This is a genomic window from Xanthobacter sp. 126 (genome assembly GCF_000526175.1).
GTDB classification, from domain to species: Bacteria; Pseudomonadota; Alphaproteobacteria; order Rhizobiales; family Xanthobacteraceae; genus Xanthobacter; species Xanthobacter aminoxidans.
The window spans coordinates 5,270,532-5,294,633 of the sequence record NZ_JAFO01000001.1 but is presented as its reverse complement, the minus strand read 5'-3'; the positions used below and the strand labels follow the sequence as shown (position 1 = coordinate 5,294,633).

Sequence of the window (24,102 nt, the reverse complement as noted above, 5' to 3'; positions counted from 1 at the left end):
ACCCAAAATGAGAGATCGGATGCGTTTCTTTCTCGCCCTCTCGCGCCCCGTGCGGACGCTCGCCTTGCTGGTGGCCGTTCTTTGCGTGGGCGCCTGCTCCCATGTTCCCGTCAGCTCCCTGCCGCAGCTGGCCACCCTCGATCTCGAAACGGCTGATCTGACCGTCCTGCGCGCGGCGGTGCGTGCGCCCAAGGAGATCGTGGCCGTGCCCGGCGGGGCGTTCGTGGTCATGTCCTATTGGCGCCAGGGCGATGAGGCCCGCAAGACAACCGTACGGGCGACGCTGGAGGTGGAGACGGACCCGAAGGCCCTCGCGGCGCTCAAGGAGGAGGAGCGCGCGGGCATGCGCATCACCCTGTTCCGCCTGACCGACGAGGGCCGGCGCAAGCTGGAGGCGGCGCGCAGCGAGGCGCTGGCGCTGAAATCGGACGAGCTGGCGAAGGGGCGGCGCGCCAGCGGATCGCTCGCGGTGTCGGCGGAGGGATGCGTGCGCAGCGCGCTGCCGGCCGGCCCGCTGCTGCTCAGCACCTATCTCAGGCTGAAGCCGGGCGGCAATTTCGTGACGTTGATCCAGGACATCGATCTGCGAACGCTGCTGGCCCAAGCCGGCTCCGACGAGAGCGCCATGAAGCCCTGCGCCAATTGAAGCCGTGCGCCAGTTGAGCGGGGCATTAGGCCTCGCCGGCCGGCGGAATCTCCACTTCCATGGCCTCATGGCCGGTCAGGCGGAAGAAGGCGCGCAAAGCGTCCGGCGTGAGCACGGTGGTGCGGGCATTGGCGAGCGGGTGGCAGCCCACGAGGTCGGCGCGCATGAGCGCGGTGTCGATGGCGAAGCGGACCCGGCCTTCGGTATCGTTGGCGAGCGCCAGCACGCTCACCGAGCCGGGCAGGATGCCGAGATGCTCCATGAGCGCCTCGGGCGAGGCGAAGGAGAGCGAGCCCTTGGCCCCCAGCGGGCCGCGCAGGGCCTTGAGGTTCACCGGGGTATCCTCGGCGAGCGTCAGCAGGAAATAGGTCTTCTTCCCGTCGCGCAGGAACAGGTTCTTGGTATGGGCGCCGGGAATGTCGCCGCGCAGCGCCTGGGATTCGGCCACCGTGTGGACGGGCGGATGCTCGTAGGTGGTGCCGGAAATGTCGTTCTGCGCGAGGAAGGCGAGAAGGGTGTCGGGCGTGTGGGGCATGGGCCGGTCGGTCTTGGCGGGGAGACGCCAGCCTTAGACCCGCGCGGCCGCTTCGGGCAAGCGCTCCGGGAACAACACGCCGCCGGCCTGGAAGGCAGGAAAAGGCCGCCGGCTCGCCTGGAGCCGACGGCCGGTCTGGTTCAGCGCAGCTGGGTGAGGCAGGCGCCGGCCGCCTCGGCGGCGGGACGGGCGTTGCTCATGGAGAGCGCACCGGACTGCACCAGGGCCTTGGTCTTCTCGGTGACGAGCGCACGCGGATCGGCAGCGCCGGCAAAGCCGGGCGCGGCGGCGGCATAGACGGCCTTGGCGTCGGGGCCGAGGCCGGCGGCGCACTGGTCGGCCGCGGCCTTGTCGGCGAGCGCAGGGGCGGCGCAGGCGAGGGTCAGGGCGGCGGCGCAGAGCAGGGACTTCATGGGGTGTTGCCTCCAGTGGGTTTCAGGACGCGCGCGATCAGCGCACGCCGACGCGGTTGACCGGGCCACCGGCATTCACGCCGGCCCCGGGGGCGACACCGACCCCCGGCGCACCGACGCCGACGCCAGGGGTGACGCCCACGCCCGGGGCTCCGGCGCCCGGCACGCAGCCTGCGGGATAGCCGGGCCGGGTGCAATGAACCGCAGCGCGCGCCGCAGGGGCGGTAGGACGGGCGACGCAGCCCTTCGGCACGCCGACCGTCCTGCAATAGACTACGGCGCCGGCAGGGGCGGTCGTCGCGAAGGTGACGACGGCGGCCGGCGGCAGTGCGGCGAGGGTGGCGGCAAGGAAAGCGGAACGTGTCAGCAGGCGCAGTCGCATGGCGGCCTCGGCATCCTTAGCAGACACCTGTGCGTGACGCCCGGGTTGACATCGCGCCGAGGTGACTTCGGGTCAGCTAGGCGTCATCCTGTTATACCGCAATGGCGATTCTTGGCCCCACTGGCGGCGGGCCGTTGCGGGACGATGTGTCGGAGGTGCGGGTGCTGGGGCTGGTGGCTGTGCGGGCTGGGACGGCCGTGGACTGGCTCAATGCGGCGTGCGGTGACGAGGCGCGGGGCGCGCTCATCGCGCATCCCGCCTTCCCACGCGCGGTGGCGCAACTTGTCGGCCAAATCAGCGCGCTCTACAGCGGCAATCGGCTGCTCAACCGCGTGCTCAGTGATCGCGGCCGCAACATGTTCGGCCTCATGGTGCTCTATCTCGACGCTTTGCCGCCGGCCGAGGGCGGCGGGCTCACCGCCGCGCGGATCGTGGCCCTGTGCACCTCCACCGGCCTGTGCAGCCGGGGACGCGCGAAGGCGATGCTCGCCCTCATGCGCTGGGGCGGCTATCTGACGTCGGCGGAGCCGGCCGAGGATCGGCGGGTGAAGCCGCTGATGCCGCAGGAGAAGCTCGTCGCGCTCCAGCACCAGCGGTGGCGCCTCGTGTTCGACGCCGGCAGCGCGTTCGATCCGGAACTCGCCCGGCTCGCCCCCCGGCTCGCGGATCCCGCCTTCACGCGGGTTCTCGCGGTGACGCTGGGCGAGGGCTTCCTCTCCGGCTTCCGCCCCGTCTCCGCCGCCCCGGAACTCCTCGATCTGGTCGACCGCGACGGCGGCCTCATGGTGCTCCTCGCGCTGTTCACTGCCGAATCCGCCCGTGAAGAGCCGCCCTCCATCGCCAATCTCTCCCGCCGCTTCCACCTGTCGCGGGCCCATGTGCTCGATTTGCTGCGCCTGAGCGAGGAGCGCGGGCTGGTGGAACGCGGCGCGCGCGGCACGGGCTGCCTTTCGCCGCTCGGGCGGGACGCGGTGGAGCGGTTCTTCTCCTGCATCTTCGCGGTGATGTCCGGTGCCGCCCGGGTCGCCGAGGCGCGTCTTCTCTCCGCGTGAAATCACCTTCGCCCGGAACGGCCTTTCGCTCCTGCACAATTTCCTTAAGACTAAGGTCGAAAGAGACGTGCGCCGCAGCAGCGGACGAGTCCGGGGGAAGTCGGATGACGAATTTGGCACTTTCGAGCGGCATCGCGCCGCGCGCAGAGGACGTGAAGGACCAGCCGCTGCGCGACGACATCCGGCTGCTCGGCCGCATTCTCGGTGACACCGTCCGCGACCAGGAAGGCGACGAGGTGTTCGACCTCGTGGAGCGCATCCGCCAGCTGTCCATCCGCTTCCACCGCGACGACGACCAGGCGGCCCGCGATGAACTGGGTACCCTTCTGGGGGCGCTGCCGGCCGACCGCTCCCTCGATACCATCCGCGCCTTCAGCTACTTTTCCCACCTCGCCAACATCGCCGAGGACCAGCACCACATCCGCCGCAACCGCGCCCATGCCATCGCCGGCTCGGCGCCGCGCGCGGGCAGCCTGGCCTATGCCTTCTCCCGTGCGGAGCAGATGGGGATCGGCCGCGAGGCGCTGGCGGATTTCTTCTCGGGCGCGCGCATGAGCCCGGTGCTCACCGCCCACCCCACCGAAGTGCGGCGCAAGAGCACGCTCAACCGCGAGATGGAGATCGCCGCCGAGCTCGACCGCCGCGAGCGCGTCGTGCCCACCCCGCGGGAGCGGGACGAGGGCGAGGAGATCCTGCGCCGGGCAGTGCTGACCCTGTGGCAGACGGCACTGCTGCGCCGCATCAAGCTGACCGTGCTGGACGAGGTGGCGAACGGCCTCTCTTATTACGACTACACCTTCCTCACCGAGGTGCCGCGCCTCTATTGCGCCATCGAGGACCGTCTCGCCGAGGCGGGGGACGAGGTGCAGTTTCCTTCCTTCCTGCGCATCGGCAGCTGGATCGGCGGCGACCGCGACGGCAACCCCTTCGTCACCGCCGAGGTGCTGAAGGAAACCGTGCGCCTGCATCGTGACCGCATCCTCGCCCATTACGAGGAGGAGCTGGTGGCGCTCGGGGCGGAACTGTCCCTCGCCCAGCGACTCGTGACCGTATCTGACGCTCTGACGGAACTCGCCGCCCGCTCGCCGGACCGCTCCCAGGAGCACCGCGAGGAGCCCTATCGCCTCGCCCTGGCTTATGTTCTGGAGCGCCTGCGCCAGACCACCCGCAGGCTGCGCAGCGAGCCGCTGGCGACGATCGAGGCGCTCGCGCCCTATGCCACGGCGCAGGAGTTCCGCGCCGACCTCGACGTGATCCACGACTCGCTCGTGGCGAACGGATCGAAGGTGCTGGCCCGCGGGCGGCTGCGGCTGCTGCGCCGGGCGGCGGACTGCTTCGGCTTCCATCTCGCCTGCATCGACCTCAGGCAGAACTCGGACGTGCACGAGCGCGTCGTCGCCGAGCTGCTGGAGAAGGCGGTGCCCGGCACCGATTATGCGGGCCTCGACGAGGAGGCGCGCATCGCGCTGCTGCTGAAGGAGCTGGCGACGCCCCGGCCGCTCGCCTCGCCCTTCATTGCCTATTCGGAAGAGACCTGCTCCGAGCTCGACATCCTCCGCGAGGCGGCTGCGGCGCACCATGCGCTCGGGCGGGAAGTGATCCCCAACGCCATCATCTCCAAGGCCGAGGGCGTCTCCGACCTTCTGGAGGTGGCGCTGCTGCTGAAGGAAGTCGGCCTCGTCGCCAGCGATGGGACGGGGGGCCTTGCCAGCGAGGTGAACATCATCCCGCTGTTCGAGACCATCTCGGACCTGAAGGCCTGCGCCAAGGTGATGGACCGCGCCTTCTCGCTTCCCGCCTATCGCAAGCTGGCGGCAAGCCGCGGCGCCGAGCAGGAGGTGATGCTCGGCTATTCGGATTCCAACAAGGACGGCGGCTTCGTCACCTCCGGCTGGGAATTGTACAAGGCGGAGATCGGCCTCATCGAGGTGTTCCGCGAGCACAAGGTGCGGCTGCGCCTGTTTCACGGTCGCGGCGGCTCGGTGGGTCGCGGCGGCGGGCCGAGCTATGACGCCATCCTCGCCCAGCCGGGCGGGGCGGTGAATGGGCAGATCCGCATCACCGAGCAGGGCGAGATCATCGCCTCCAAATATTCGAACCCCGATGTGGGCCGCCGCAACCTCGAGATCCTCGTCTCGGCAACGCTGGAGGCCTCCCTGCTCCAGCCGCAAAACAAGGCGCCGCGCACCGAATTCCTCACCGCCATGGAGGACATCTCGGATACGGCGTTCGCGGCCTATCGCAACCTCGTCTACGAGACCGAGGGTTTCGAGGACTATTTCTGGTCCTCCACCGTCATCAACGAGATCGCGACGCTGAACATCGGCTCGCGCCCGGCCTCCCGCGCCAAGACGCGCTCCATCGAGAAGCTGCGCGCCATTCCGTGGGTGTTCTCCTGGGCGCAGTGCCGGCTGATGCTGCCGGCCTGGTACGGGTTCGGCACGGCGGTGGAAGCCTTCGTGGCGCGCCGGCCGGACTATGGCCTGTCCTTCCTCAAGGCGATGCAGCACGAATGGCCCTTCTTCCGCACGCTCCTGTCCAACATGGACATGGTGCTGGCGAAGAGTTCGCTCGCCATCGCCTCGCGCTATGCGGAGCTGGTGCCGGACGTGGAATTGCGCACCGCCATCTTCGGCCGCATCCGCGCCGAGTACGAGCTGACGCTGAAGCATCTCCTCGCCATCATGGACCAGCAGAAGCTGCTGGAGGGCAATCCCCTGCTGGACCGCTCCATCCGCAACCGCTTCCCCTATCTCGATCCGCTGAACCACCTGCAGGTGGAGCTTCTGCGCCAACACCGCGCCAGCCCCGGCGACGACAAGGTGCTGCACGGCATCCAGCTCTCCATCAACGGCATCTCGGCCGGCCTGCGCAACTCGGGCTGAGGCCGGCCGCGAACTGTCCCGTTCCGGCACAGGCCGGGGCGGGCGGTGGGGACGCAGCGGGAACGGGGCGGGACCGAATCGGCTGCGATCGGATTTTCCGGGTTCGTTCTCTCTCCGACGGCACTTCCCTCGGCGCGGGGTCTTCCCCGAGGCCTCGCTTGGCGCTCTAATCGAAACGATTAGGGAAGGCCCGACTCCGACGGCCACGCCCCAACAGAAGCAGCCCAAGGGATTTCGTATGCCCCTCACCCTCGGCGTCATCGCCGACGACTATACCGGCGCCTCCGATCTCGCGAACACGCTGTCAAAGGAGGGCGTGCGCACCGTCCAGACCATCGGCGTGCCGGATGCCGCGCTGGCGCTGCCCGATGCCGACGCGGTCGTCGTCTCGCTCAAGAGCCGGTCCATCCCGGCGGACGAGGCGGTGGCGCAGTCTCTGGCGGCCTATGCGTGGCTGAAGGGGCGGGGTGCCTCGCACATCCTGTTCAAGGTCTGCTCCACCTTCGATTCCACCGACGACGGCAATATCGGCCCCGTCACCGATGCCCTGCGCGTCGCCACCGGTGCCGCCATCGTGCCGGTGACGCCGGCGTTCCCGGAGACCGGGCGCACCGTCTATATGGGCCACCTCTTCGTCGGCGACGTGCCGCTGAACGAGAGCCCGCTGAAGGACCACCCCCTCAACCCCATGACGGATTCGGACCTGAAGCGCGTGCTCGCGCGCCAGAGCGCCGGCCGGGTTGGGCTGGTGCCGCTGAAGGATGTGGCGGCTGGGGCCGATGCGGTGTCCGCCCGGCTGGAAAAGCTGGCGGTGGAGGGGCGTACCGCGGCCATCGTGGATGCCGTGTTCGACCGGGATCTGGAAGCGGTGGGCATCGCGGCGGCGGCCTTGCCACTCTCCACCGGCGCCTCGGGCCTCGGCCTCGGCCTGGCGCGCGCGCTGATCGCGGACGGGCGGGTGCTGCGGCAGCAGAGCGACGGCGCTACGCTGGCGGCGGGCATCGGCGGTCATGCGGCCGTCGTCGCCGGTAGCTGCTCCAAGGCGACGCTGGAGCAGATTGCCGTTGCGGAAGGTCAGATGCCGGTGCTGCGGCTTTCCGCGGAACGGCTCGTGACCCATCCCGACGCGGAGGTCGCCGCCGCTCTGGACTGGGCGAAGGCCCGTCTCGCGTCCGGGCCGGTGCTCATTGCCGCGAGCGGGGCGCCCGAGCAGGTGGCCGAGGTGCAAGCCCGCTTCGGCCGCAATGCGGCGGGCGTCGCCATCGAGCACGGCACGGCGGCCATTTCCGAAGGGCTGGTGGCGGCCGGCGTGCGTCGCCTCGTGCTGGCCGGCGGGGAGACCTCCGGCGCGAGCGTGGACCGGCTGAAGATTCCCGCCTTCCTCGTCGGCCCCGAGATCGCTCCCGGCGTGCCGCTCCTGCGCACCGAGGGCCAGCCGGGCGAACCCATGGTGCTGGCGCTGAAATCCGGCAATTTCGGCGGGCCGGACTTCTTCGCGAAGGCGCTGGGGATGATGGGCGTGGGTCACTGAGCTGCGGCTCCCCTCTCCCGCAAGGGGAGAGGGAGTTTGTTCAAGCGCCTGCGGGAGGGACTATTCCCCCGGCTGGAGCGCATGAGGCGCGTGAGGGGTGCCTGCGCTCGCGACCGTCCCGTGCCCGTGCTGGGTGAGCGGCCGGTTGCCGGCCAGCCCCCGCAGCATCACGTAGAACACCGGCGTCAGGAAGATGCCGAACACCGTCACGCCGATCATGCCGGCGAACACCGCCGTGCCCATGGCCTGCCGCATCTCCGCGCCCGCGCCGATGGAGGTGACGAGCGGCACCACGCCCATGATGAAGGCGAGCGAGGTCATCAGGATGGGCCGAAGCCTCAGCCGGCTCGCCTCGATGGCGGCTTGCACCGGCGTGCGGCCCTCGAATTCCAGCTCGCGGGCGAATTCCACGATCAGGATCGCGTTCTTCGCCGAGAGGCCCACCAGCACGATGAGGCCGATCTGGGTGAAGACGTTGTTGTCCCCGCCCGCGAGCCACACGCCGGTCATGGCGGCGAACAGGCCGGTCGGCACGATCATGATGATGGCGAGCGGCAACATCAGGCTTTCATATTGCGCCGCCAGCACCAGGAAGACGAGGAAGATGGCGAGCGGGAAGACGAACACCGCCGAATTGCCGGCCAGGATGTCCTGATAGGTCAGCTCGGTCCACTCGAAGGAGAAGCCCTTGGGCAGGGTCTCCTTGGCGATGCGCTCCACCGCCTGCTGCGCCTCGCCCGAGGAGAAGCCGGGCGCGGCGCCGCCGTTCACGTCGGCGGAGAGGAAGCCGTTGTAGCGCATGGCCCGCTCCGGCCCTGCCGACGAGCGCACCTTGAGCAGCGCGGAGAGCGGGATCATCTCGCCCGTGGCCGAGCGCACCTTCAGCGTGCCCACGTCCTCGGCGCGGGCGCGGAAGGGCGCGTCAGCCTGGACGCGCACGGTGTAGGTGCGGCCGAACTTGTTGAAGTCGTTCACATAGGACGAGCCGAGATAGATCTGCATGGTCTCGAACACGTCGGTGACGGCGACATTCAGCTGGCGCGCCTTCACCCGGTCGATGTCGGCGAAGAGCTGCGGCACGTTCACCTGATAGGAGGAGAACAGGCCGGCCAGCTCCGGCGCCTGCCGGGCGGCGCCGAGGAAGGCCTTGGTGGCCTCGTCGAGGGCAGCATAGCCGAGGCCGGCGCGGTCCTCGATCTGCAGCTTGAAGCCGCCGATGGTGCCGAGGCCCTGCACCGGCGGGGGCGGGAACATGGCGGTCATCGCATCCGGGATACCGGCGAACTTGCCGTTAAGCTTCATGGCGATGGCATTGCCGTTCAGCGACGGGTCGCGGCGCGCCTCGAATTCGTCGAGGCCGACGAAGACGATGCCGGAGTTGGACGAGTTGGTGAAGCCGTTGATGGAGAGGCCGGGGAAGGCGATGGCCGACTTCACGCCCGGCTCCTTCAGGGCGATGTCGCTCATCTTGCGGATCACTTCCTCGGTGCGGTCGAGGGTGGCGCCGTCGGGCAGCTGGGCGAAGCCCACCAGATACTGCTTGTCCTGCCCCGGCACGAAGCCGGGAGGCACCGCCTTGAACAGCACGCCGGTGAGCGCCACCAGCACGACGTAGAGGCCGAGCATCAGCACCTTCTGGCCGATTACCCGGCGCACCACGCCGCCATAGGCGCCGGAGCCCCGCACGAAGGCCTTGTTGAAGCCGCGGAAGAACCAGCCGAACAGCCGGTCCATGACGCGGGTGAGCCAGTCCTTCGGCGCATCGTGGCCCTTCAGCAGCAGCGCCGAGAGGGCCGGCGAGAGGGTCAGCGAGTTGACGGCCGAGATCACCGTCGAGATAGCGATGGTGAGGGCGAACTGCTTGTAGAACTGGCCCGTGAGCCCGGTGATGAAGGCGAGCGGCACGAACACCGCGATCAGCACGAGGGCGATGGCGATGATGGGGCCGGACACCTCGCGCATGGCCTTGTAGGTGGCCTCGCGCGGGGAGAGGCCGCCCTCGATGTTGCGCTCCACATTCTCCACCACGACGATGGCGTCATCCACCACGATGCCGATGGCGAGCACCAGGCCGAACAGCGTCAACGCATTGATGGAGAAGCCGAAGACGTACATCACCGCGAACGTGCCGACGATGGAGACCGGCACCGCGAGCAGCGGGATGATGGAGGCCCGCCAGGTCTGGAGGAACACGATCACCACCAGCACCACCAGCGCGACCGCTTCCAGCAGCGTGTGGACCACGGCGTCGATGGAGGCGCGCACGAACTGGGTGGTGTCGTAGACGATGGAATAGTCCACGCCCTCCGGCATGTTCTGCTTGATCTCCTCCATCACCCGCCGCGTGTCGTCGGCGATGCGGATGGCGTTGGAGCCCGGCGCCTGGAAGATCGGCACCGCCACTGCCTGGGTGTTGTTGAGGAGCGAGCGCAGGGCATATTCGGAAGCCCCCAGCTCGATGCGCGCCACGTCCTTCAGCAGCACGATCTCGCCGTTGGTGCCGCTCTTCACCACGATGTTGGCGAACTCCTCCTCGTTGGCGAGGCGGCCCTGGGCGTTGATGGAGAGTTGCAGGTCGAGCCCCGGCGCGCCGGGCGAGGCGCCGACCACGCCGGCGGCCGCCTGCACGTTCTGGGCGCGGATCTCGCGCACCACGTCGGCGGCGGACAGGCCGTGCTCGGCCACCTTCTGGGGGTCGAGCCAGATGCGCATGGAATAGTCGCCGGCACCGAACAACTGCACCTGCCCCACGCCGTCGATGCGGGCGAGGCGGTCCTTCACGTTCAGCACCGCGTAGTTGCGCAGATAGGTCGTGTCGTAGCGGTTGTTGGGGGAGATGAGGTGGACCACCATGGTGAGGTCCGGCGAGGACTTCACCGTGGTGACGCCGAGGCGCCGCACCTCTTCCGGCAGGCGCGGCTCGGCCTGGGAGATGCGGTTCTGCACCAGCTGCTGCGCCTTGTCCGGGTCGGTGCCGAGCTTGAAAGTGACGGTCAGCGTCATGATGCCGTCGGTGGTGGCCTGGCTCGACATGTAGAGCATGCCCTCGACGCCGTTGATGGATTCCTCCAGCGGGGTCGAGACGGTTTCGGCGATCACCTTGGGATTGGCACCGGGATAGGTGGCGCGCACCACCACCTGCGGCGGCACCACCTCGGGATATTCCGAGATGGGCATGGCCCGCATGGCGATGAGGCCGGCGAGGAAGATGAGGACAGACAGCACGCCGGCGAAGATCGGGCGGTCGATGAAGAATCTGGACAGGTTCATGGAACCCTCCCGCCTCGGGGCGGCTGGATGAAAAGGGCGGAACGCGGGACGCAACCGGCCGTCCCCGCGGCGGTCTGCGCGCGGGATCGGTCCGGCAATGGGGGTGAGGGGCTGCACCGGACGAGGGGGCGTTTACGTCCGGCGCAGCCCTCTCCCGACCCCCTCCATGCGGGGAGGGGGCGAGGCGAATTCGCTGGAGGCCTTCCCGGTTGAGGTCGGGAAGGCGGCTCGTGTCAGTTCGTGCGGGTCGTCGCTGCCTCGCTCACCCGCATGGGAACGGGCTCGGGCGTCACCGCGGCGCCGGGGCGTACCCGGTGGAGGCCGTTGACGACCACGCGCTCGCCGGCCGCAAGACCGTTGGTGACGACGCGCAGGCCGTCCACCGGGGCGCCGAGCGTGACCTCGCGCCACACCGCCTTGTTGGAGGCATCGACCACGAAGACGAACTTCTTGTCCTGGTCCGTGCCCACGGCCCGCTCGCTCACGAGCACGGCAGGCGCGGCCTTGGGCTGGCCCATTTCCAGCCGCACGAATTGGCCCGGCAGGAGCCGTCCGTCCGGATTGGAGAAGCGGGCGCGGACGCGGACGGTGCCGGTGCGCGGATCGACCTGGTTGTCCACCAGCTGCATGACGCCCTCCACTGGCGGCACGCCAGAGGCGAGGGTCATGAGCACCGGGATCTGGTCGAGCCGGTCGGCCACATCGCCGCCGCCGCCGAGCCCGGCGAGGGCGCGGGCGACGGTCGCCTCGTCGGCGCTGAAGCTGGCGTAGATGGGATCAACCGACACCAGCGTAGTGAGCACCGGCGCGCCGGGTCCGGCGGCAACGAGATTGCCCACCGTGATCTCCGACTTGCCGACCCGGCCTGCCACCGGCGCGCGGACCTTGGTGTAGGAGAGATTGAGCTTCGCCGCGGCGAGCTTCGCCTGCGCGGCCCTGAGCCCGGCCTCGGCGGCGCGCTGGCCGTTGAGGCGCTCGTCCAGGGTGCTCTGGGAGAGCGTCTTGGTGGTGAACAGCTTCTCGCCGCGTTCCAGCTCGTTGCGGGCGAGTTCGAGCCGCGACTGGACGGAGGCGACCTGCGCTTCGGCCTCGGCCACGTCGGCCTCATAGGGCTCGGGATCGATGGAGACGAGCAGTTCGCCCTCCCGCACCAGCGCACCCTCGCGGAAATGCACCGCCTTGATGGCGCCGGCGACGCGGGAGCGCACTTCAACCCGCTCGACCGCCTCCAGACGACCGGAGAAGGTGTCGAACAGGCGGGTGTCGCGCTGCTCGACGGTGGCCACCGAGACCGGCACGGCCGGCGGGGCCGCCGCAGCAGCCGCGGCGGGCTTGTCGGCGTGGGCGCCGCCCTCCTTGGGCAGGCCATAAAGCACGCCGAACACCGCGAAGAGCGCGGCGGTGCCGAGCAGCAGGGCTTCCCGGAGGCGCGACTTCTTCGCGGCGGGCTTGGTGGAGGCGGACTCAGGGGTGGGGGGCGTGTCGTTCGGGGCGGAAGTCTGGGCGGTCATGGGGGCAGTCCTTGGCGGTCGGTCTGTCAAAGGACGGCCGGATCGGCCTTGAGCCGACCGGACCGTGAAGCGGGACGCGTGGAAACGAAGAAATCGCGGAACAGGTCGCGCATCGCGCTGCTCCAGGCGGCCGGTTTCGGCGCTGGACACGAAATGCTGTCGGGCCATTCGGTCGGCCCCGGCAGGATGTGCACGCAGGTCGGCACACCGGCCGAGGCGAGCGCGTCGGCGTAGCGCCGGCTCTCGTCGCACATGGGGCAGTCCTCCGCGCTCACCACCAAAGCCGGCGGCAGCGCGCCGAGACGGGAGGAGGCGAGGGGCGCGGCATAGGGATGGGCCGCCTTCTCGGGCGAACCGAGATAGGTCTGCCAGCCGTCCGCCCACTTGCAGCCGCAGCTGCCGGCATCGGCGCGGCGGATGGAGGCGGTGGCGAGGCTGGGATCGAGCATGGGCGAGACGAGGATCTGCCCGGCGATGGGAGGGGAGCGCTGGTCACGCGCCATCATGGCGAGGCCGGCGGCGAGGTTGCCACCCGATTCCTCCCCGGCGAGATAGAGCGGCGCCCCGCGCCCCGCGAGGGCGACCCGGCGGCGGTAGACATCGGTGACGGCGGCAAACAGCGCGGTGAGGGCGAAGGGGAAGGGGTGTTCGCAGGCCAGCGGATAATCCGCCGAGACGACCACCGCCCCGGCCGCAGCGAGGATGCCGGAGATATAGGCCCCGCACTCCAGATTGCCGCCGGTGAAGGCGCCGCCGTGCAGGTGGAAGACGAGCGGTGCCGACCCCTTCTCCGGCCGCGACCCATAGAGCCGCGCCGGCAGCGCGCCGGTTCCGGTCTCGAGGGTGATGGTCTGGCTGGTCGGGGTCATCTGTCTCGTCCTTTTGGGCGGTAAGCCGTTCCTTGGCTCTCACGCCCTTGTGCGATGCGGAAACCATATTGGCGATCTAGAAGGGGATAAATCGCCAGTTCGTGAGTTCATTGTTCATGATTGGGAACAATGACGCATTCAAGGGCTTCGCATGGACCAGCTTGCTGCAATGCGCGCATTCACCCGGGTTGTGGAAACGGGCAGCTTCACCCGCTCCGCCGATCTCCTGAGGATGCCGAAGGCGACGCTCACCAAGCATATCCAGACGCTTGAGGGGCACCTGCAGACCCGCCTCCTCAACCGCACCACGCGCCGGGTGACGGTAACGCCCGACGGGGCAGCCTATTACGAGCGGGCGCTCGCCATTCTCCATGACATCGACGAACTGGACGGGTCGCTCTCCTCCGCGCAGGCGGTGCCGCGTGGCAAGCTGCGCATCGACATCTCGCCTTCGCTGGCGACGCGACTGCTGATGCCCGCCTTGCCGGATTTCCTGGAGCGCTATCCCGACATCGCGCTGGACGTGGGTTGCACCGACCGGCCGGTGGACCTCCTGGGCGAAAACGTGGACTGCGTGATCCGTGTCGGCGAGATTCAGGACCCGAACCTCGTGGCGCGGCGCATCGGTGTGCTGCGCTTCGTCACGGCGGCATCGCCCGGCTATCTCGTGCGCTACGGCACGCCCCGGCATCCCCTCGATTTCGAGGAGACGCACAAGCTCATCCGCTACTTCAGCCAGCAGAGCGGGCGCTACCACCCCTTCGACTTCACGCGCGGCGACGAGGTGGTGGAGCTGACCGGGCGCTACAGCGTCGCCACCAATGACGGCAACGCCTACATCGCCGCCGCGCTAGCCGGGCTCGGCGCGGTCATGTCACCGGTTTTCCAGGTGGAGGAGCACCTCGCCTCGGGCGCACTGCTGCCCATCCTCACAGAGTGGGCGGCCGGAGAGATGCCCATCCACGTGGTCTATCCGCCGAGCCGCCACCTCACCAGCCGGCTGCGCGTGTTCGTGGACTGGGTGGCCGAACTCTTCGCCCGCTCCGAGGTCACGCGCCGCCGGGCGGCGTGAGGGTGGCGCGGTCGGTGTCTTCTTTCCAGCGTCCTTTCTCGCCGTCATCGCCCGCCTTGTGCGGGCGATCCACGGTGGGGCAAGGTGGGTGCTGGACGCCCATCACCGGACGACTGGCGGTGTGGATGGCCCGGACGAGCCGGGCCATGACAGTCCTGCGGGGATCGTTCGGGACGGTAATTCCTCAATCGTCCGAATAGCGCTGCTCGGCCCACGGGTCGCCGCGCATGTGGTAGCCGCGCTCTTCCCAGAAGCCGGCCTTGTCACGGGCGATGAACTCGATGGCCTTGATCCACTTGGCGCTTTTCCAGAAATAGAGGTGCGGCACCACGAGGCGCGCGGGGGCGCCGTGTTCCTGCGTTAGCGGCCGGCCTTCCCAGCTGTGGGCGATGAGGGCGTCCTCGGAGGCGAAGTCGGCCAGGAGCAGGTTGGTGGTGTAGCCGTCATAGCTGTGCAGCATCACCGCCGCCGCATGGGGCGCGGGGCGCGCGACTTCCAGCAGGTCGCGGGTCAAGACCCCTTCCCAATTATTGTCGTAGCGCGACCAGGTGGTGACGCAGTGGATGTCGCTGAGGCTGCGGCTTTGGGGCAGTGCCGAGAAGGCGGCCCAGTCCAGCGAGAGGGCATTTTCCACCGCGCCGGTCACGTCGAGGCGGAAGGATTCCCGCGTCACCACCGGCTGGAGGCCGAGGTCGAGAACCGGCCAGTCGCGCACCAGATGCTGGCCCGGCGGCAGGCGCTCGGCGTCCGGGCGGGCGATGCGGCCGGTGAGGAAGCGGCCTTCCTCGGCCCAGCGTTGCTTGGTGGTGGTGAGCTTGGTGTCGGGGGGAAGCGCGTCTTCGCTCATGGTGGGCAGCTCCAGGCGAACGGAGCCGCATGATGCCACGTCGACGGCAATCGGGAAATCGCCCGGCTTGCCCTGTCGCCGCATGTGTGGGAGAGGCACGCCCGAAGGACCGGTGACACCATGAGCATGGCCGAGACCAGCGGGGCGGCCCCCGCCGCATTCCCTGATCTTCTGCCCGCCTTGCGGCCGCTCCTGCCGGAGTTGCGCGGCACGCTGAACGCCAATGCGCCGCTCGCCGATTTCACCTGGTTCCGCGTCGGCGGGCCGGCCCAGCTCCTGTTCCTGCCGGCCGATGCCGACGACCTCGCCTATGTCCTCGCCCGCATCCCGGCTGATCTTCCGGTGACGGTGATCGGCCTCGGCTCCAATCTCATCGTGCGCGACGGCGGGGTGCCCGGGCTGGTGATCCGTCTCGGCCGCGGCTTCACCGACGTAAGCGTCGAGGGCACGCATATCGTCGCCGGCACCGGCGTGCCGGATGTGAAGGTGGCGCGCGCTGCGGCGGATGCGGGGCTTGCCGGCTTCTCCTTCCTGCGCGGCATTCCCGGCGCCATTGGCGGCGCCCTGCGCATGAACGGCGGCGCCTATGGCGGCGAGACCAAGGACGTGCTGGTGGAGGCGGAGGGCGTCACCCGCGCCGGCGCGAAGGTGCGGTTCACCAATGCGCAGATGGGATTCACCTACCGCCATTGCGGCGTGCCGGATGACGTGATCTTCACCCGCGCCGTCTTCGAGGGCCGCCCCGGCGATCCGGCGGAGATCGCGGCCGAGATGGCCAAGATCACCGAGAGCCGGGAGGCGACCCAGCCCATCAAGAGCCGCACCGGCGGCTCCACCTTCAAGAACCCGCCGGGCACCAGCGCCTGGAAGCTGGTGGACGCCGCCGGCTGCCGGGGCCTCACCATCGGCCGCGCGCAGGTGTCGGAACTGCACACCAACTTCCTCATCAATCTCGGCGGCGCCACGGCGGCGGAGATCGAGGGGCTGGGCGAGGAGGTGCGCCGGCGGGTGAAGGAGACTTCCGGCGTGACGCTGGAGTGGGAGATCAAGCGGATCGGCCTTCCGCTCCCGCCCGCCTGAGCCATTAGCAAAACCTAAAACCGGACCGCGCCATGGTGCTGGCGCAAAGCTGCTCTCTTCAGAGCAGGCGCCGGCGCGCGCCGAGAACGGAACGGGAATGACGTCGATGGCCAAACACGTGGCGGTGCTGATGGGCGGATGGTCCTCCGAGCGGGAGGTATCGCTCAATTCGGGCGCCGCCTGCGCCGCCGCCCTGGAAGGCGCCGGCTACCGCGTGACGCCGGTCGACGTGGGCCGCGATGTCGCCGAGGTGCTGGCGCGGCTCAAGCCGGACGTGGTGTTCAACGTGCTGCACGGTGCGCCGGGCGAGGACGGCACCATCCAGGGCATCCTCGAAATCCTGCGCATCCCCTACAGCCATTCCGGCGTGCTGGCCTCGGCGCTGGCCATGGACAAGGCGCAGGCGCGCATCATGCTGGCCGCCGCCGGGGTGCCGGTGGCGAAGGGCGGGCTGGTCAGCCGGGCCGCGGCCGCCAAGGCCCATGCCATGGAACGGCCCTACGTGCTGAAGCCCAATACCGGCGGCTCCAGCGTCGGCGTCTTCATCGTGCGCGAGGACCAGGAGCACCCGCCGCAGGAATTGACGCGCGAGGACTGGACCCTCGGCGAAAATCTTCTTGTGGAGGAATTCATTGCCGGGCTCGAGCTGACCTGCGCCGTGATGGGCGACAAGGTCTTCGATGTCATTGAAATCGAATCGACGCAGGCGTTTTACGATTACGAAAGCAAGTATGCACCGGGTGGCTCGCGCCACATCCTTCCGGCCCGCATTTTACCTGAAATTTACCAACGGGTGCAGATGTTAAGCCTCACGGCGCATCGAGCTCTCGGGTGCCGGGGGGTGTCGCGGAGCGATTTTCGCTTCGACCCGTCGAAGGGCGATGCTTCTGGCCTCGTCTGTCTCGAGGTCAACACCCAGCCCGGCATGACGCGGACGTCTCTGGTGCCAGAACTGGCCGCTCACGCGGGCATCTCATTCGGCGAGCTTGTGACATGGATGGTGGAGGACGCGTCGCTGGATCGCTAGGACCCCGCCCCGGCGCGGGCAGGCGACCCCCGCAGCGCCCCGGTGCAGGCTATGGCGCAAGGCCCGATGCCGCGCCCCGCGCCCCGGCGCCGCCCCCCGGGCGGCACAAGCGCCTCGCCATCGATCCCCGGCCCGCCAGCCGCCTCGCGCTTTTCCTGCGCCGCCTGTCGGTGCGCATGTCCACCTCGCGCTTGGGCCGGCGCAGCGCCAGCCTCCTCGCCATAGCGGTGATCGGCGGCTTCTCCGCCTACGGCACCGTGCTCGGCGGCCATGTGGAAGAGGCGAAGGGCATCGCCATCGACGTGGCGGACGCCGCCGGCAACCTCGCCGGCTTCAAGGTGAAGGAAGTCAACATCTCCGGGCACAATCACGTCACGCCCGCGCAGATCCTGGAGACGGCGGGCATCAAGTCCTCCACCTCCATTCTGTTCCTGAACGCGGACGAGATGCGCGCCCGGCTCGAATCGCTGCCGTGGATCGCCAGCGCCAGCGTGCGCAAGTTCTATCCCGACCGGATCGAGATCGCGGTCTCCGAGCGTCAGGCCTATGCGCTCTGGCAGATTAACGGCGAACTCAAGGTGATCGCCCGCGACGGCACGCCCATCGCCCCCTATTCGGACGATCCGCGCTACGTGCAGCTGCCCATCGTGGTGGGCGAAGGCGCGCAGAATCATGTGGGCGAGATCGTCGATGTCCTCGCCCGCCTGCCCGCCCTCAAGGAGCAGGTGCGCGCCGCCATCTTCGTCGCGGAGCGGCGCTGGACGCTGAAGACGCGCAACGGCATCGACGTGCGCCTGCCGGAAGAGAATCTGGAGGGGGCCCTCGTCGCCCTCATGGACCTCGACCGCGAGAAGAAACTGCTCAACCGCGACATCACCATCGTCGACCTGCGCCTGCCGGATCGCGTGGTGGTGCGCCAGTCCGACGCTGCCGCCGCCGCCCGTGCCGAAATGCTCAAGGCCCGCGCCAAGTCAAAGAAGGGAGGCCCCGCATGAGGGGACGGCTCGCCCAGGGCTTCGCGCCGAAGATGCGCCCGCTGCCGCCGAAGAAGGGCGGCATCGTCGGGGTGCTCGATATCGGCACCAGCAAGGTGGTCTGCGCCATCGCCCGGCTGAAGCCGCGCGGCGCATCCGACGTGCTGACGCGCCGCACCCACGCCATCGACGTGCTCGGCATCGGCCACACCCGCGCCCACGGCATCAAGGGTGGCGCGGTGGTGGACATGGCCAAGGCGGAACTCGCCATCCGCCAGGCGGTGGACATGGCCGAGCGTGCCTCGGGGGTGCAGATCGCCTCGGTGGTGGTCGGCGTCTCTGGCGGCCGGCTCGCCTCCCAGCATTACGAGGCCGCGGTGCGCCTCTCCGCCCCGGCGGTGGAGGAATTCGACATCCGCCGCGTGCTGGAAGCCGCCTCCACCTATGCGGTGGGCGATGGCCGCGCCGTGATGCACGCACTGCCGGTGGGCTATTCGCTGGACGGCCGGCGCGGCATCGGCGAGCCGTGCGGCATGCTCGGCCGCGAGCTCGGCGCCGACATGCATGTCATCACCGCCGACCTCACCGCGCTGAAGAATCTCGTGCTGTGCGTTGAGCGCTGCCACCTCTCCATTGAGGCCATGGTGGCGGCGCCCTATGCGGCGGCGCTCTCCTCGCTCACCGACGACGAGATGGAACTGGGCGTCACCCTCATCGACATGGGCGCTGGCACCACCACCTTCTCCATCGTCGCCGGCGGCCATTGTCTCTACGTGGACGGCGTGGCGCTGGGCGGCCAGCACATCACCAATGACGTGGCCCGCGGGATGCCCGCGCGCCTTGCCGATGCCGAGCGTCTGAAGGCGCTGCACGGCGCCGTGGTGGCGGTCTCCTCCGACGACCACGACATGCTGACCGTGCCGCCCTTGTCGGGTGATTCGCGCGACCAGCCGCACATGGTCCCCAAGTCCCGGCTCGTCACCATCGTGAAGCCGCGGGCGGAGGAAATCGTCGAACTGTTGCGCGATCGCCTCAGGGCCTCCGGCCATGCCGGGGATGCCGGCCGGCGCATCGTGCTCACCGGCGGCGCGGCGCAGCTTCAGGGGCTTGCCGATCTCGTGGCGCGGGTCATCGGACCGCAGGTCAGAATCGGCCGCCCGCTTGGCGTTTCCCGTCTTCCCGAGGCTGCGCGCGGCGCCGCCTTCGCGGTGACGGCAGGTCTTCTCGTCTATCCGCAGGTGGCAGGGCTCGAACACTTCGAGCCGCGCCGGCGGCAGGCGGCAGTGGGCGAGGGACCGGGCTATTTCGGTCGCGTTGGCCGCTGGCTGAAGGACAGCTTTTAGACATGGTTAACGAAAGCTGCCGTAACAAAGAGGTCATCAAGGATTCGCGAGCGGCGGACAGGGCCGATCGGGACGGAGCAATAGCATGACGATCAACCTTCAGATGCCCGACATTCGTGAGCTTCGTCCCCGGATCACGGTGTTCGGTGTGGGCGGCGCCGGCGGCAACGCCGTTAACAACATGATCACCTCCGGGCTCCACGGCGTGGAGTTCGTGGTGGCGAACACCGATGCCCAGGCCCTCGCCCTCACCAAGGCCGAGCGCGTGGTGCAGATGGGCGTGGCGGTGACCGAGGGTCTCGGCGCCGGCTCCCAGCCGGAAGTCGGCCGTGCCGCCGCCGAGGAAGTCATCGACGAGATCCGCGATCACCTGTCCGGCTCGCACATGGTGTTCATCACCGCCGGCATGGGCGGCGGCACCGGCACCGGCGCCGCCCCCGTGGTGGCCCGCGCGGCCCGCGAGCTGGGCATCCTGACCGTCGGCGTGGTGACCAAGCCCTTCCACTTCGAGGGTCAGCGCCGCATGCGCGTCGCCGAGCACGGCATCAGCGAGCTGCAGAAGAGCGTCGACACCCTCATCGTCATCCCGAACCAGAACCTGTTCCGGGTGGCGAACGAGAAGACTACCTTCGCCGACGCCTTCGCCATGGCCGACCAGGTGCTCTATTCGGGCGTCGCCTGCATCACCGACCTGATGGTGAAGGAAGGCCTCATCAACCTCGACTTCGCCGACGTGCGCGCCGTGATGCGCGACATGGGCAAGGCCATGATGGGCACGGGCGAAGCCTCCGGCGACAAGCGCGCCATCCAGGCCGCTGAGGCCGCCATCGCCAACCCGCTGCTGGACGAGACCTCCATGCGCGGCGCCGGCGGGCTGCTGATCTCCATCACCGGCGGCAAGGACATGACCCTGTTCGAGGTGGACGAGGCGGCGACCCGCATCCGCGAGGAAGTGGACCCCGACGCCAACATCATCCTCGGCGCGACCTTCGACGAGATGCTGGACGGCATCATCCGCGTCTCGGTGGTGGCCACCGGCATCGACCCGGCGGTGATCCCCGAGCAGCTCCAGCCGGTCGCCGACCGCTTCCCCGATCTGGGCGGTCGCAAGATCTCCAACGCCGGCCGAGCCGCCGTCGAGGCCACCCGCGAGGCGCAGATCCGCAGCGCCGTGGCCGCGATCCAGGCCGAAGACCTGATCGCCATGGAAGACGCCGCCCAGAAGGGCCAGGCGCCGCAGGCCTATGCGCCTCAGGCCTATGCCCCGCCGGCTCAGTCCCAGCAGGCCCCGGCCGACCGCGCTGTCGCCATCGACGACGTGACCATCCGCACCGCGCCGCCCAAGCCCACCTATTTCGCCGAGCCGGAGCCCGCGCCCCAGCCCGCGCCGGTGGTGGAGGACGAGTTCGCCCCCTACATCCCGCCGGCCGGCCAGCGTCCGCGTTCCCCGCGCATGCCCCGTGTCGACGAGCTGCCGCTGCCCGCGCAGAACCAGATCCGCGCCCAGCGGGGCGAGCCGCCGGTGGAGCAGGCCCAGCCGGACAAGAAGCGCATGACGCTGCTGCAGCGCCTCGCCCACGTCGGTCGCCGCGAGGAGCCGGAACCCGAGCCCGCGCGCCGCGAGCAGCCCAGCATGCGCGCTCCCGAGCGCCGTCCCGAGCAGCAGCGTCCCGATCCCCGCGCCGAAGGCCGTGGCGAGCCGCGCGATGCCCGCCCGACCATGCCCTCGCGTGGCGGTGAGCCGCCGGTGTCCGAGTTCGCCAAGCGTCCGCCCATGCGTCCGGCCGCCGAGGTGCCCTCGCGTCCCGGCCCGCACCATGACGACGACCAGCTGGAAATCCCGGCCTTCCTGCGCCGCCAGGCGAACTGAGGTCCGGTGAACGGACGTTCGATGAAAGTTCGGCCGGCGCCGGTCTCCCCGGTGCCGGCTGCCGGCCCCCCTGCCGCCCTTTTCGCGGCCAATCCGCGGCAACCGATCTGTTCGCCCACGGGCGGCTTCGAGACGCCCGGACCCTGTGGCTTTCGCGCCACATCTCTCCCGATTCGATTGCCCAGGACCCTCCGAACGGCTGTAACAGAGGCTTGTCCGGCGCCCTGAAACGTGCCACTAACTATTTGATGGTTAATCAGAAATTGAGAAATGGCGTTCGTAACAGAGGGTAAGCAAGCGTGATTTGGCGTCACCCCCCGTGACGACTAGGGTGCACCCATCCTGAGGGACCGACTCGCCGACCGTGTTGACAATTTCTTTGTACAACCGGGGCGAAAGTTGGGACCCAAGGTGAAGGTTTGAGGGAAGGAGTGCGGCAGGCGGGACACACCCGTTAGCCGGAAACTTCCCCGAAACGGGACGCACCAAAGATGCAGACCACTCTGGCTCGCGAAATCGCACTCAAGGGTGTCGGCGTTCACGCCGGGGTCGAAGCGACCATCACCCTGAAGCCCGCGTCCGCGAACACTGGTGTCGTCTTCATCCGCTCCTTCGCCGATCAGGCGCCCCGCAAGGCCACCGTCAGCCGCCGTTCCGTTCAGGCCACCGACCTCGCCACCGTTCTCGGCGATCGCTCCGGCGCCCTTGTCTCCACCGTCGAGCACGTCCTCGCGGCCCTGAGCGGCCTCGGCGTGGACAATGCCACGGTCGAGATCGACGGCCCCGAAGTTCCGATCCTCGACGGCAGCGCGGGCGATTTTGTGGCCGCCATCGATGCCGCCGGCGTCACCGAAGTGCGCGGCCGCCGCAAGTTCCTCAAGGTGCTCAAGCCCGTCCGCGTCGAGAACGGCGCGTCCTTCGGCGAGCTTCTGCCCTACGAAGCCGGTTTCCGCCTCGAGGTGGAGATCGAGTTCGGCCACGATCTGATCGGTCGCCAGCGCTTCGCCGCCACCATGTCTCCGGCCGTGTTCCGCCGCGAACTGGCGCCCGCCCGCACCTTCGGCTTCCTCAGGGATGTGGAGCGTCTGCGCTCTGCCGGCTATGCCCGCGGCGCCGCCCTTGAGAACACCGTCTGCCTCGACGAGAGCGGCGTGCTGAACCCCGAGGGTCTGCGCTTCTCCGACGAGTTCGTCCGCCACAAGGCGCTCGACGCGGTGGGCGACCTCGCCCTCGCCGGCATGCCCCTGCTGGCGCGCTATCGCTCCTTCCGCGGCGGCCACAAGCTGAACTTCCAGGTGGTAGACGCCCTGCTCGCCGACCGCGCCAACTATGCCCTCGTCGAGGCTCCGGTCCGGCCGGTCCGCGACACCGTGGGTGCCGAAATGGGCGTCTCCAGCCCGGTTCCGGTGTTCGCCCCGGAAATCTGATCTTCCAATCGGGTCTTCCTCATCCTGAAGCTGCGGCGCCCCCTCGGGCGCCGCTTCTGTTTTGGCCTGGGCCGGTCGCCTCGGCCCGGAGGGCGAGACCGGCCGCGCGCTTGCGAAGTCTTAACCCCGTTCCGATTTAGATGCCGCTCGCCCTCGCGCAGCGTGAGCCGGCGTGGCGGGGCGGCCACACTCTCGCCGCCGAAGGCACGCGCGAGCGCCCGCCGCCACATTGCCGACTGAAAGCACCGATAGCGCGGAGGGGCTGTTTTCCTGCCGTGGCCATGGGCGCGGGGGTCGAGGTATTCCGGACGCGCGCAGGCAGTGCCTGCCGTGGCCCGAAATGGGGGGAAACGAGCAGGGAACGTGTCGAGGAGTGGGGCGGATATGCCCGGCTGGCAGTTTGCCGGCCGTGCGGTTTTCCCCGGCGCGATCCTTCGGTTACAAGCGGCGCCTTGAGGCGCGGGACGGAAGCTGAACCGTGATGCGATTCTTGAACGATGTCCTGCCCATGCGCGCCCTCCTGCGTGGTGCCGCGCTGACGTCTGCGCTCGTGCGCGGCGGGATGCTGGTGCTTGCCGTGGCCATGGGTCTCCTCGTCTCCGGCTGCGCCAGCGACAAGGACGACACCATTCCCCCCGATGAGCCGGCCGAGAAGATCTACAACGAGGGCCTGACCCTGTTGCGCCGGCAGGAGCCGGAAAAGGCGGCCAAGCGCTTCGAGGACGTGGACAAGGCCCACCCCTATTCGGAATGGGCGCGCAAGGCGCTGCTCATGACCACCTATTCCTATTTCGAGGCGGGCAAGTACGACGAGGCGATCGGCGTCGGAAAGCGCTACATCGCGCTCTACCCTGGCTCGGCCGACGCCGCCTACGCCCAGTATCTCGTCGCTTCGGCGCTCTACGAGAACATTCCCGACATCACCCGCGACCAGCGCAAGACGCGCCAGGCCCTCGACGCGCTCGAGAATGTGGTGCGCAAATATCCCAACACCGAGTACGCCGCCACCGCCAAGCGGAAGATCGAGGTCGCCCGCGACCAGCTCGCCGGCAAGGAGATGGCCATCGGCCGCTACTATCTGGAGCAGCGCAACTACACGGGCGCCATCAACCGCTTCAAGGTCGTCGTGACCCAGTACCAGACGACCCGGCAGGTGGAGGAAGCCCTCTATCGCCTCACCGAGTGCTACATGGCCATGGGCATCGTCGGCGAGGCGCAGACGGCCGCGGCCGTGCTTGGCTATAACTTCCCCGACAGCTCGTGGTATAAGGACGCCTACAAGCTGGTTCAGTCCGGAGGGGCCGAGCCGCAGGAGAACAAGGCGTCCTGGATCAGCCAGGCGTTCAAGAAGATGGGGCTTGGCTGATA

20 protein-coding genes are annotated in these 24,102 nt (G+C 69.0%); 12 read left to right on the top strand and 8 right to left on the bottom strand.

Going from position 1 to position 24,102, the window contains the following annotated elements:
• Nucleotides 1-19: 19 nt before the first annotated feature.
• On the top strand, nt 20-646 hold the full coding sequence (locus tag XAN126_RS0125030; RefSeq protein WP_024281291.1) for a hypothetical protein: 627 nt from the start codon (nt 20-22) through the stop codon (nt 644-646).
• A gap of 25 nt (nt 647-671) precedes the next feature.
• On the opposite strand, the gene XAN126_RS0125025 is transcribed toward XAN126_RS0125030, so the two are convergent.
• The 3 genes from XAN126_RS0125025 to XAN126_RS0125015 form a co-directional block, all read right to left on the bottom strand.
• Nucleotides 672-1,181 (bottom strand): prolyl-tRNA synthetase associated domain-containing protein, encoded by a 510-nt coding sequence (locus XAN126_RS0125025; protein ID WP_024281290.1) that lies wholly within the window; start codon nt 1,179-1,181, stop codon nt 672-674.
• 140 nt (nt 1,182-1,321) lie between these two features.
• Nucleotides 1,322-1,594, bottom strand: coding sequence for a hypothetical protein (locus XAN126_RS0125020; RefSeq protein ID WP_024281289.1), 273 nt, complete (start codon nt 1,592-1,594; stop codon nt 1,322-1,324).
• A gap of 37 nt (nt 1,595-1,631) precedes the next feature.
• Nucleotides 1,632-1,976 carry a hypothetical protein gene (locus XAN126_RS0125015; RefSeq protein WP_024281288.1) on the bottom strand — a complete coding sequence of 115 codons (345 nt, stop codon included), beginning with the start codon at nt 1,974-1,976 and terminating at the stop codon, nt 1,632-1,634.
• A gap of 101 nt (nt 1,977-2,077) precedes the next feature.
• Between XAN126_RS0125015 and XAN126_RS0125010 the strand changes: the two genes are divergently transcribed.
• The 3 genes from XAN126_RS0125010 to otnK all read left to right on the top strand — a co-directional run bounded on the left by XAN126_RS0125010 (nt 2,078) and on the right by otnK (nt 7,444).
• Complete coding sequence (locus XAN126_RS0125010; protein ID WP_155982403.1) at nt 2,078-3,028, top strand: hypothetical protein; 951 nt, start codon at nt 2,078-2,080, stop codon at nt 3,026-3,028.
• A gap of 104 nt (nt 3,029-3,132) precedes the next feature.
• Entirely contained in the window at nt 3,133-5,913 is a 2,781-nt protein-coding gene (ppc, locus tag XAN126_RS0125005) for a phosphoenolpyruvate carboxylase (protein WP_024281286.1), read from the top strand.
• Nucleotides 5,914-6,151: 238 nt separating this feature from the next.
• The gene (gene otnK / locus XAN126_RS0125000) at nt 6,152-7,444 is read left to right on the top strand and encodes a 3-oxo-tetronate kinase (protein WP_024281285.1); all 1,293 of its coding nucleotides are present in this window, start codon (nt 6,152-6,154) and stop codon (nt 7,442-7,444) included.
• Between the two features lie 60 nt (nt 7,445-7,504).
• Here the strand turns inward: otnK and XAN126_RS0124995 are convergent, their stop codons facing one another.
• From XAN126_RS0124995 to XAN126_RS0124985, 3 genes are all read right to left on the bottom strand, one after another.
• Nucleotides 7,505-10,714, bottom strand: coding sequence for a multidrug efflux RND transporter permease subunit (locus XAN126_RS0124995; protein ID WP_024281284.1), 3,210 nt, complete (start codon nt 10,712-10,714; stop codon nt 7,505-7,507).
• Between the two features lie 233 nt (nt 10,715-10,947).
• Nucleotides 10,948-12,225: an efflux RND transporter periplasmic adaptor subunit gene (locus tag XAN126_RS0124990; RefSeq protein WP_024281283.1), complete on the bottom strand. Its 1,278-nt coding sequence runs from the start codon at nt 12,223-12,225 to the stop codon at nt 10,948-10,950.
• Nucleotides 12,226-12,251: 26 nt separating this feature from the next.
• A complete protein-coding gene (locus tag XAN126_RS0124985) occupies nt 12,252-13,094 on the bottom strand; it encodes an alpha/beta hydrolase fold domain-containing protein (protein ID WP_024281282.1) in 843 nt (280 codons plus the stop codon).
• 151 nt (nt 13,095-13,245) lie between these two features.
• On the opposite strand from XAN126_RS0124985, the gene XAN126_RS0124980 reads away from it, so the two are divergent.
• Nucleotides 13,246-14,166, top strand: a complete 921-nt coding sequence (locus XAN126_RS0124980; RefSeq protein ID WP_024281281.1) for a LysR family transcriptional regulator — start codon at nt 13,246-13,248, stop codon at nt 14,164-14,166.
• Here the strand turns inward: XAN126_RS0124980 and XAN126_RS28580 are convergent.
• Both XAN126_RS28580 and XAN126_RS0124970 read right to left on the bottom strand, forming a co-directional pair.
• Nucleotides 14,144-14,314, bottom strand: a complete 171-nt coding sequence (locus XAN126_RS28580) for a hypothetical protein (protein WP_155982402.1) — start codon at nt 14,312-14,314, stop codon at nt 14,144-14,146. The two genes, XAN126_RS0124980 and XAN126_RS28580, sit on opposite strands and share 23 nt — an antisense overlap.
• A gap of 36 nt (nt 14,315-14,350) precedes the next feature.
• Entirely contained in the window at nt 14,351-15,013 is a 663-nt protein-coding gene (locus tag XAN126_RS0124970; RefSeq protein WP_024281280.1) for a sulfite oxidase-like oxidoreductase, read from the bottom strand.
• Nucleotides 15,014-15,133: 120 nt separating this feature from the next.
• On the opposite strand from XAN126_RS0124970, the gene murB reads away from it, so the two are divergent.
• The 7 genes from murB to XAN126_RS0124935 all read left to right on the top strand — a co-directional run bounded on the left by murB (nt 15,134) and on the right by XAN126_RS0124935 (nt 24,100).
• Nucleotides 15,134-16,093 (top strand): UDP-N-acetylmuramate dehydrogenase, encoded by a 960-nt coding sequence (murB, locus tag XAN126_RS0124965; protein ID WP_024281279.1) that lies wholly within the window; start codon nt 15,134-15,136, stop codon nt 16,091-16,093.
• Between the two features lie 106 nt (nt 16,094-16,199).
• On the top strand, nt 16,200-17,120 hold the full coding sequence (locus tag XAN126_RS0124960) for a D-alanine--D-alanine ligase (RefSeq protein WP_024281278.1): 921 nt from the start codon (nt 16,200-16,202) through the stop codon (nt 17,118-17,120).
• A gap of 176 nt (nt 17,121-17,296) precedes the next feature.
• Nucleotides 17,297-18,115 (top strand): cell division protein FtsQ/DivIB, encoded by an 819-nt coding sequence (locus XAN126_RS0124955; protein ID WP_024281277.1) that lies wholly within the window; start codon nt 17,297-17,299, stop codon nt 18,113-18,115.
• Nucleotides 18,112-19,437 (top strand): cell division protein FtsA, encoded by a 1,326-nt coding sequence (ftsA, locus tag XAN126_RS0124950; RefSeq protein ID WP_024281276.1) that lies wholly within the window; start codon nt 18,112-18,114, stop codon nt 19,435-19,437. Before XAN126_RS0124955 ends, ftsA begins: the two co-directional genes overlap by 4 nt.
• An 85-nt stretch (nt 19,438-19,522) precedes the next feature.
• Nucleotides 19,523-21,307 carry a cell division protein FtsZ gene (gene ftsZ / locus XAN126_RS0124945; protein WP_024281275.1) on the top strand — a complete coding sequence of 595 codons (1,785 nt, stop codon included), beginning with the start codon at nt 19,523-19,525 and terminating at the stop codon, nt 21,305-21,307.
• A 491-nt stretch (nt 21,308-21,798) separates the two neighbouring features.
• Entirely contained in the window at nt 21,799-22,734 is a 936-nt protein-coding gene (gene lpxC, locus XAN126_RS0124940; RefSeq protein WP_024281274.1) for a UDP-3-O-acyl-N-acetylglucosamine deacetylase, read from the top strand.
• A gap of 481 nt (nt 22,735-23,215) precedes the next feature.
• Nucleotides 23,216-24,100 (top strand): outer membrane protein assembly factor BamD, encoded by an 885-nt coding sequence (locus XAN126_RS0124935; protein ID WP_029877723.1) that lies wholly within the window; start codon nt 23,216-23,218, stop codon nt 24,098-24,100.
• Nucleotides 24,101-24,102 lie beyond the last annotated feature (2 nt).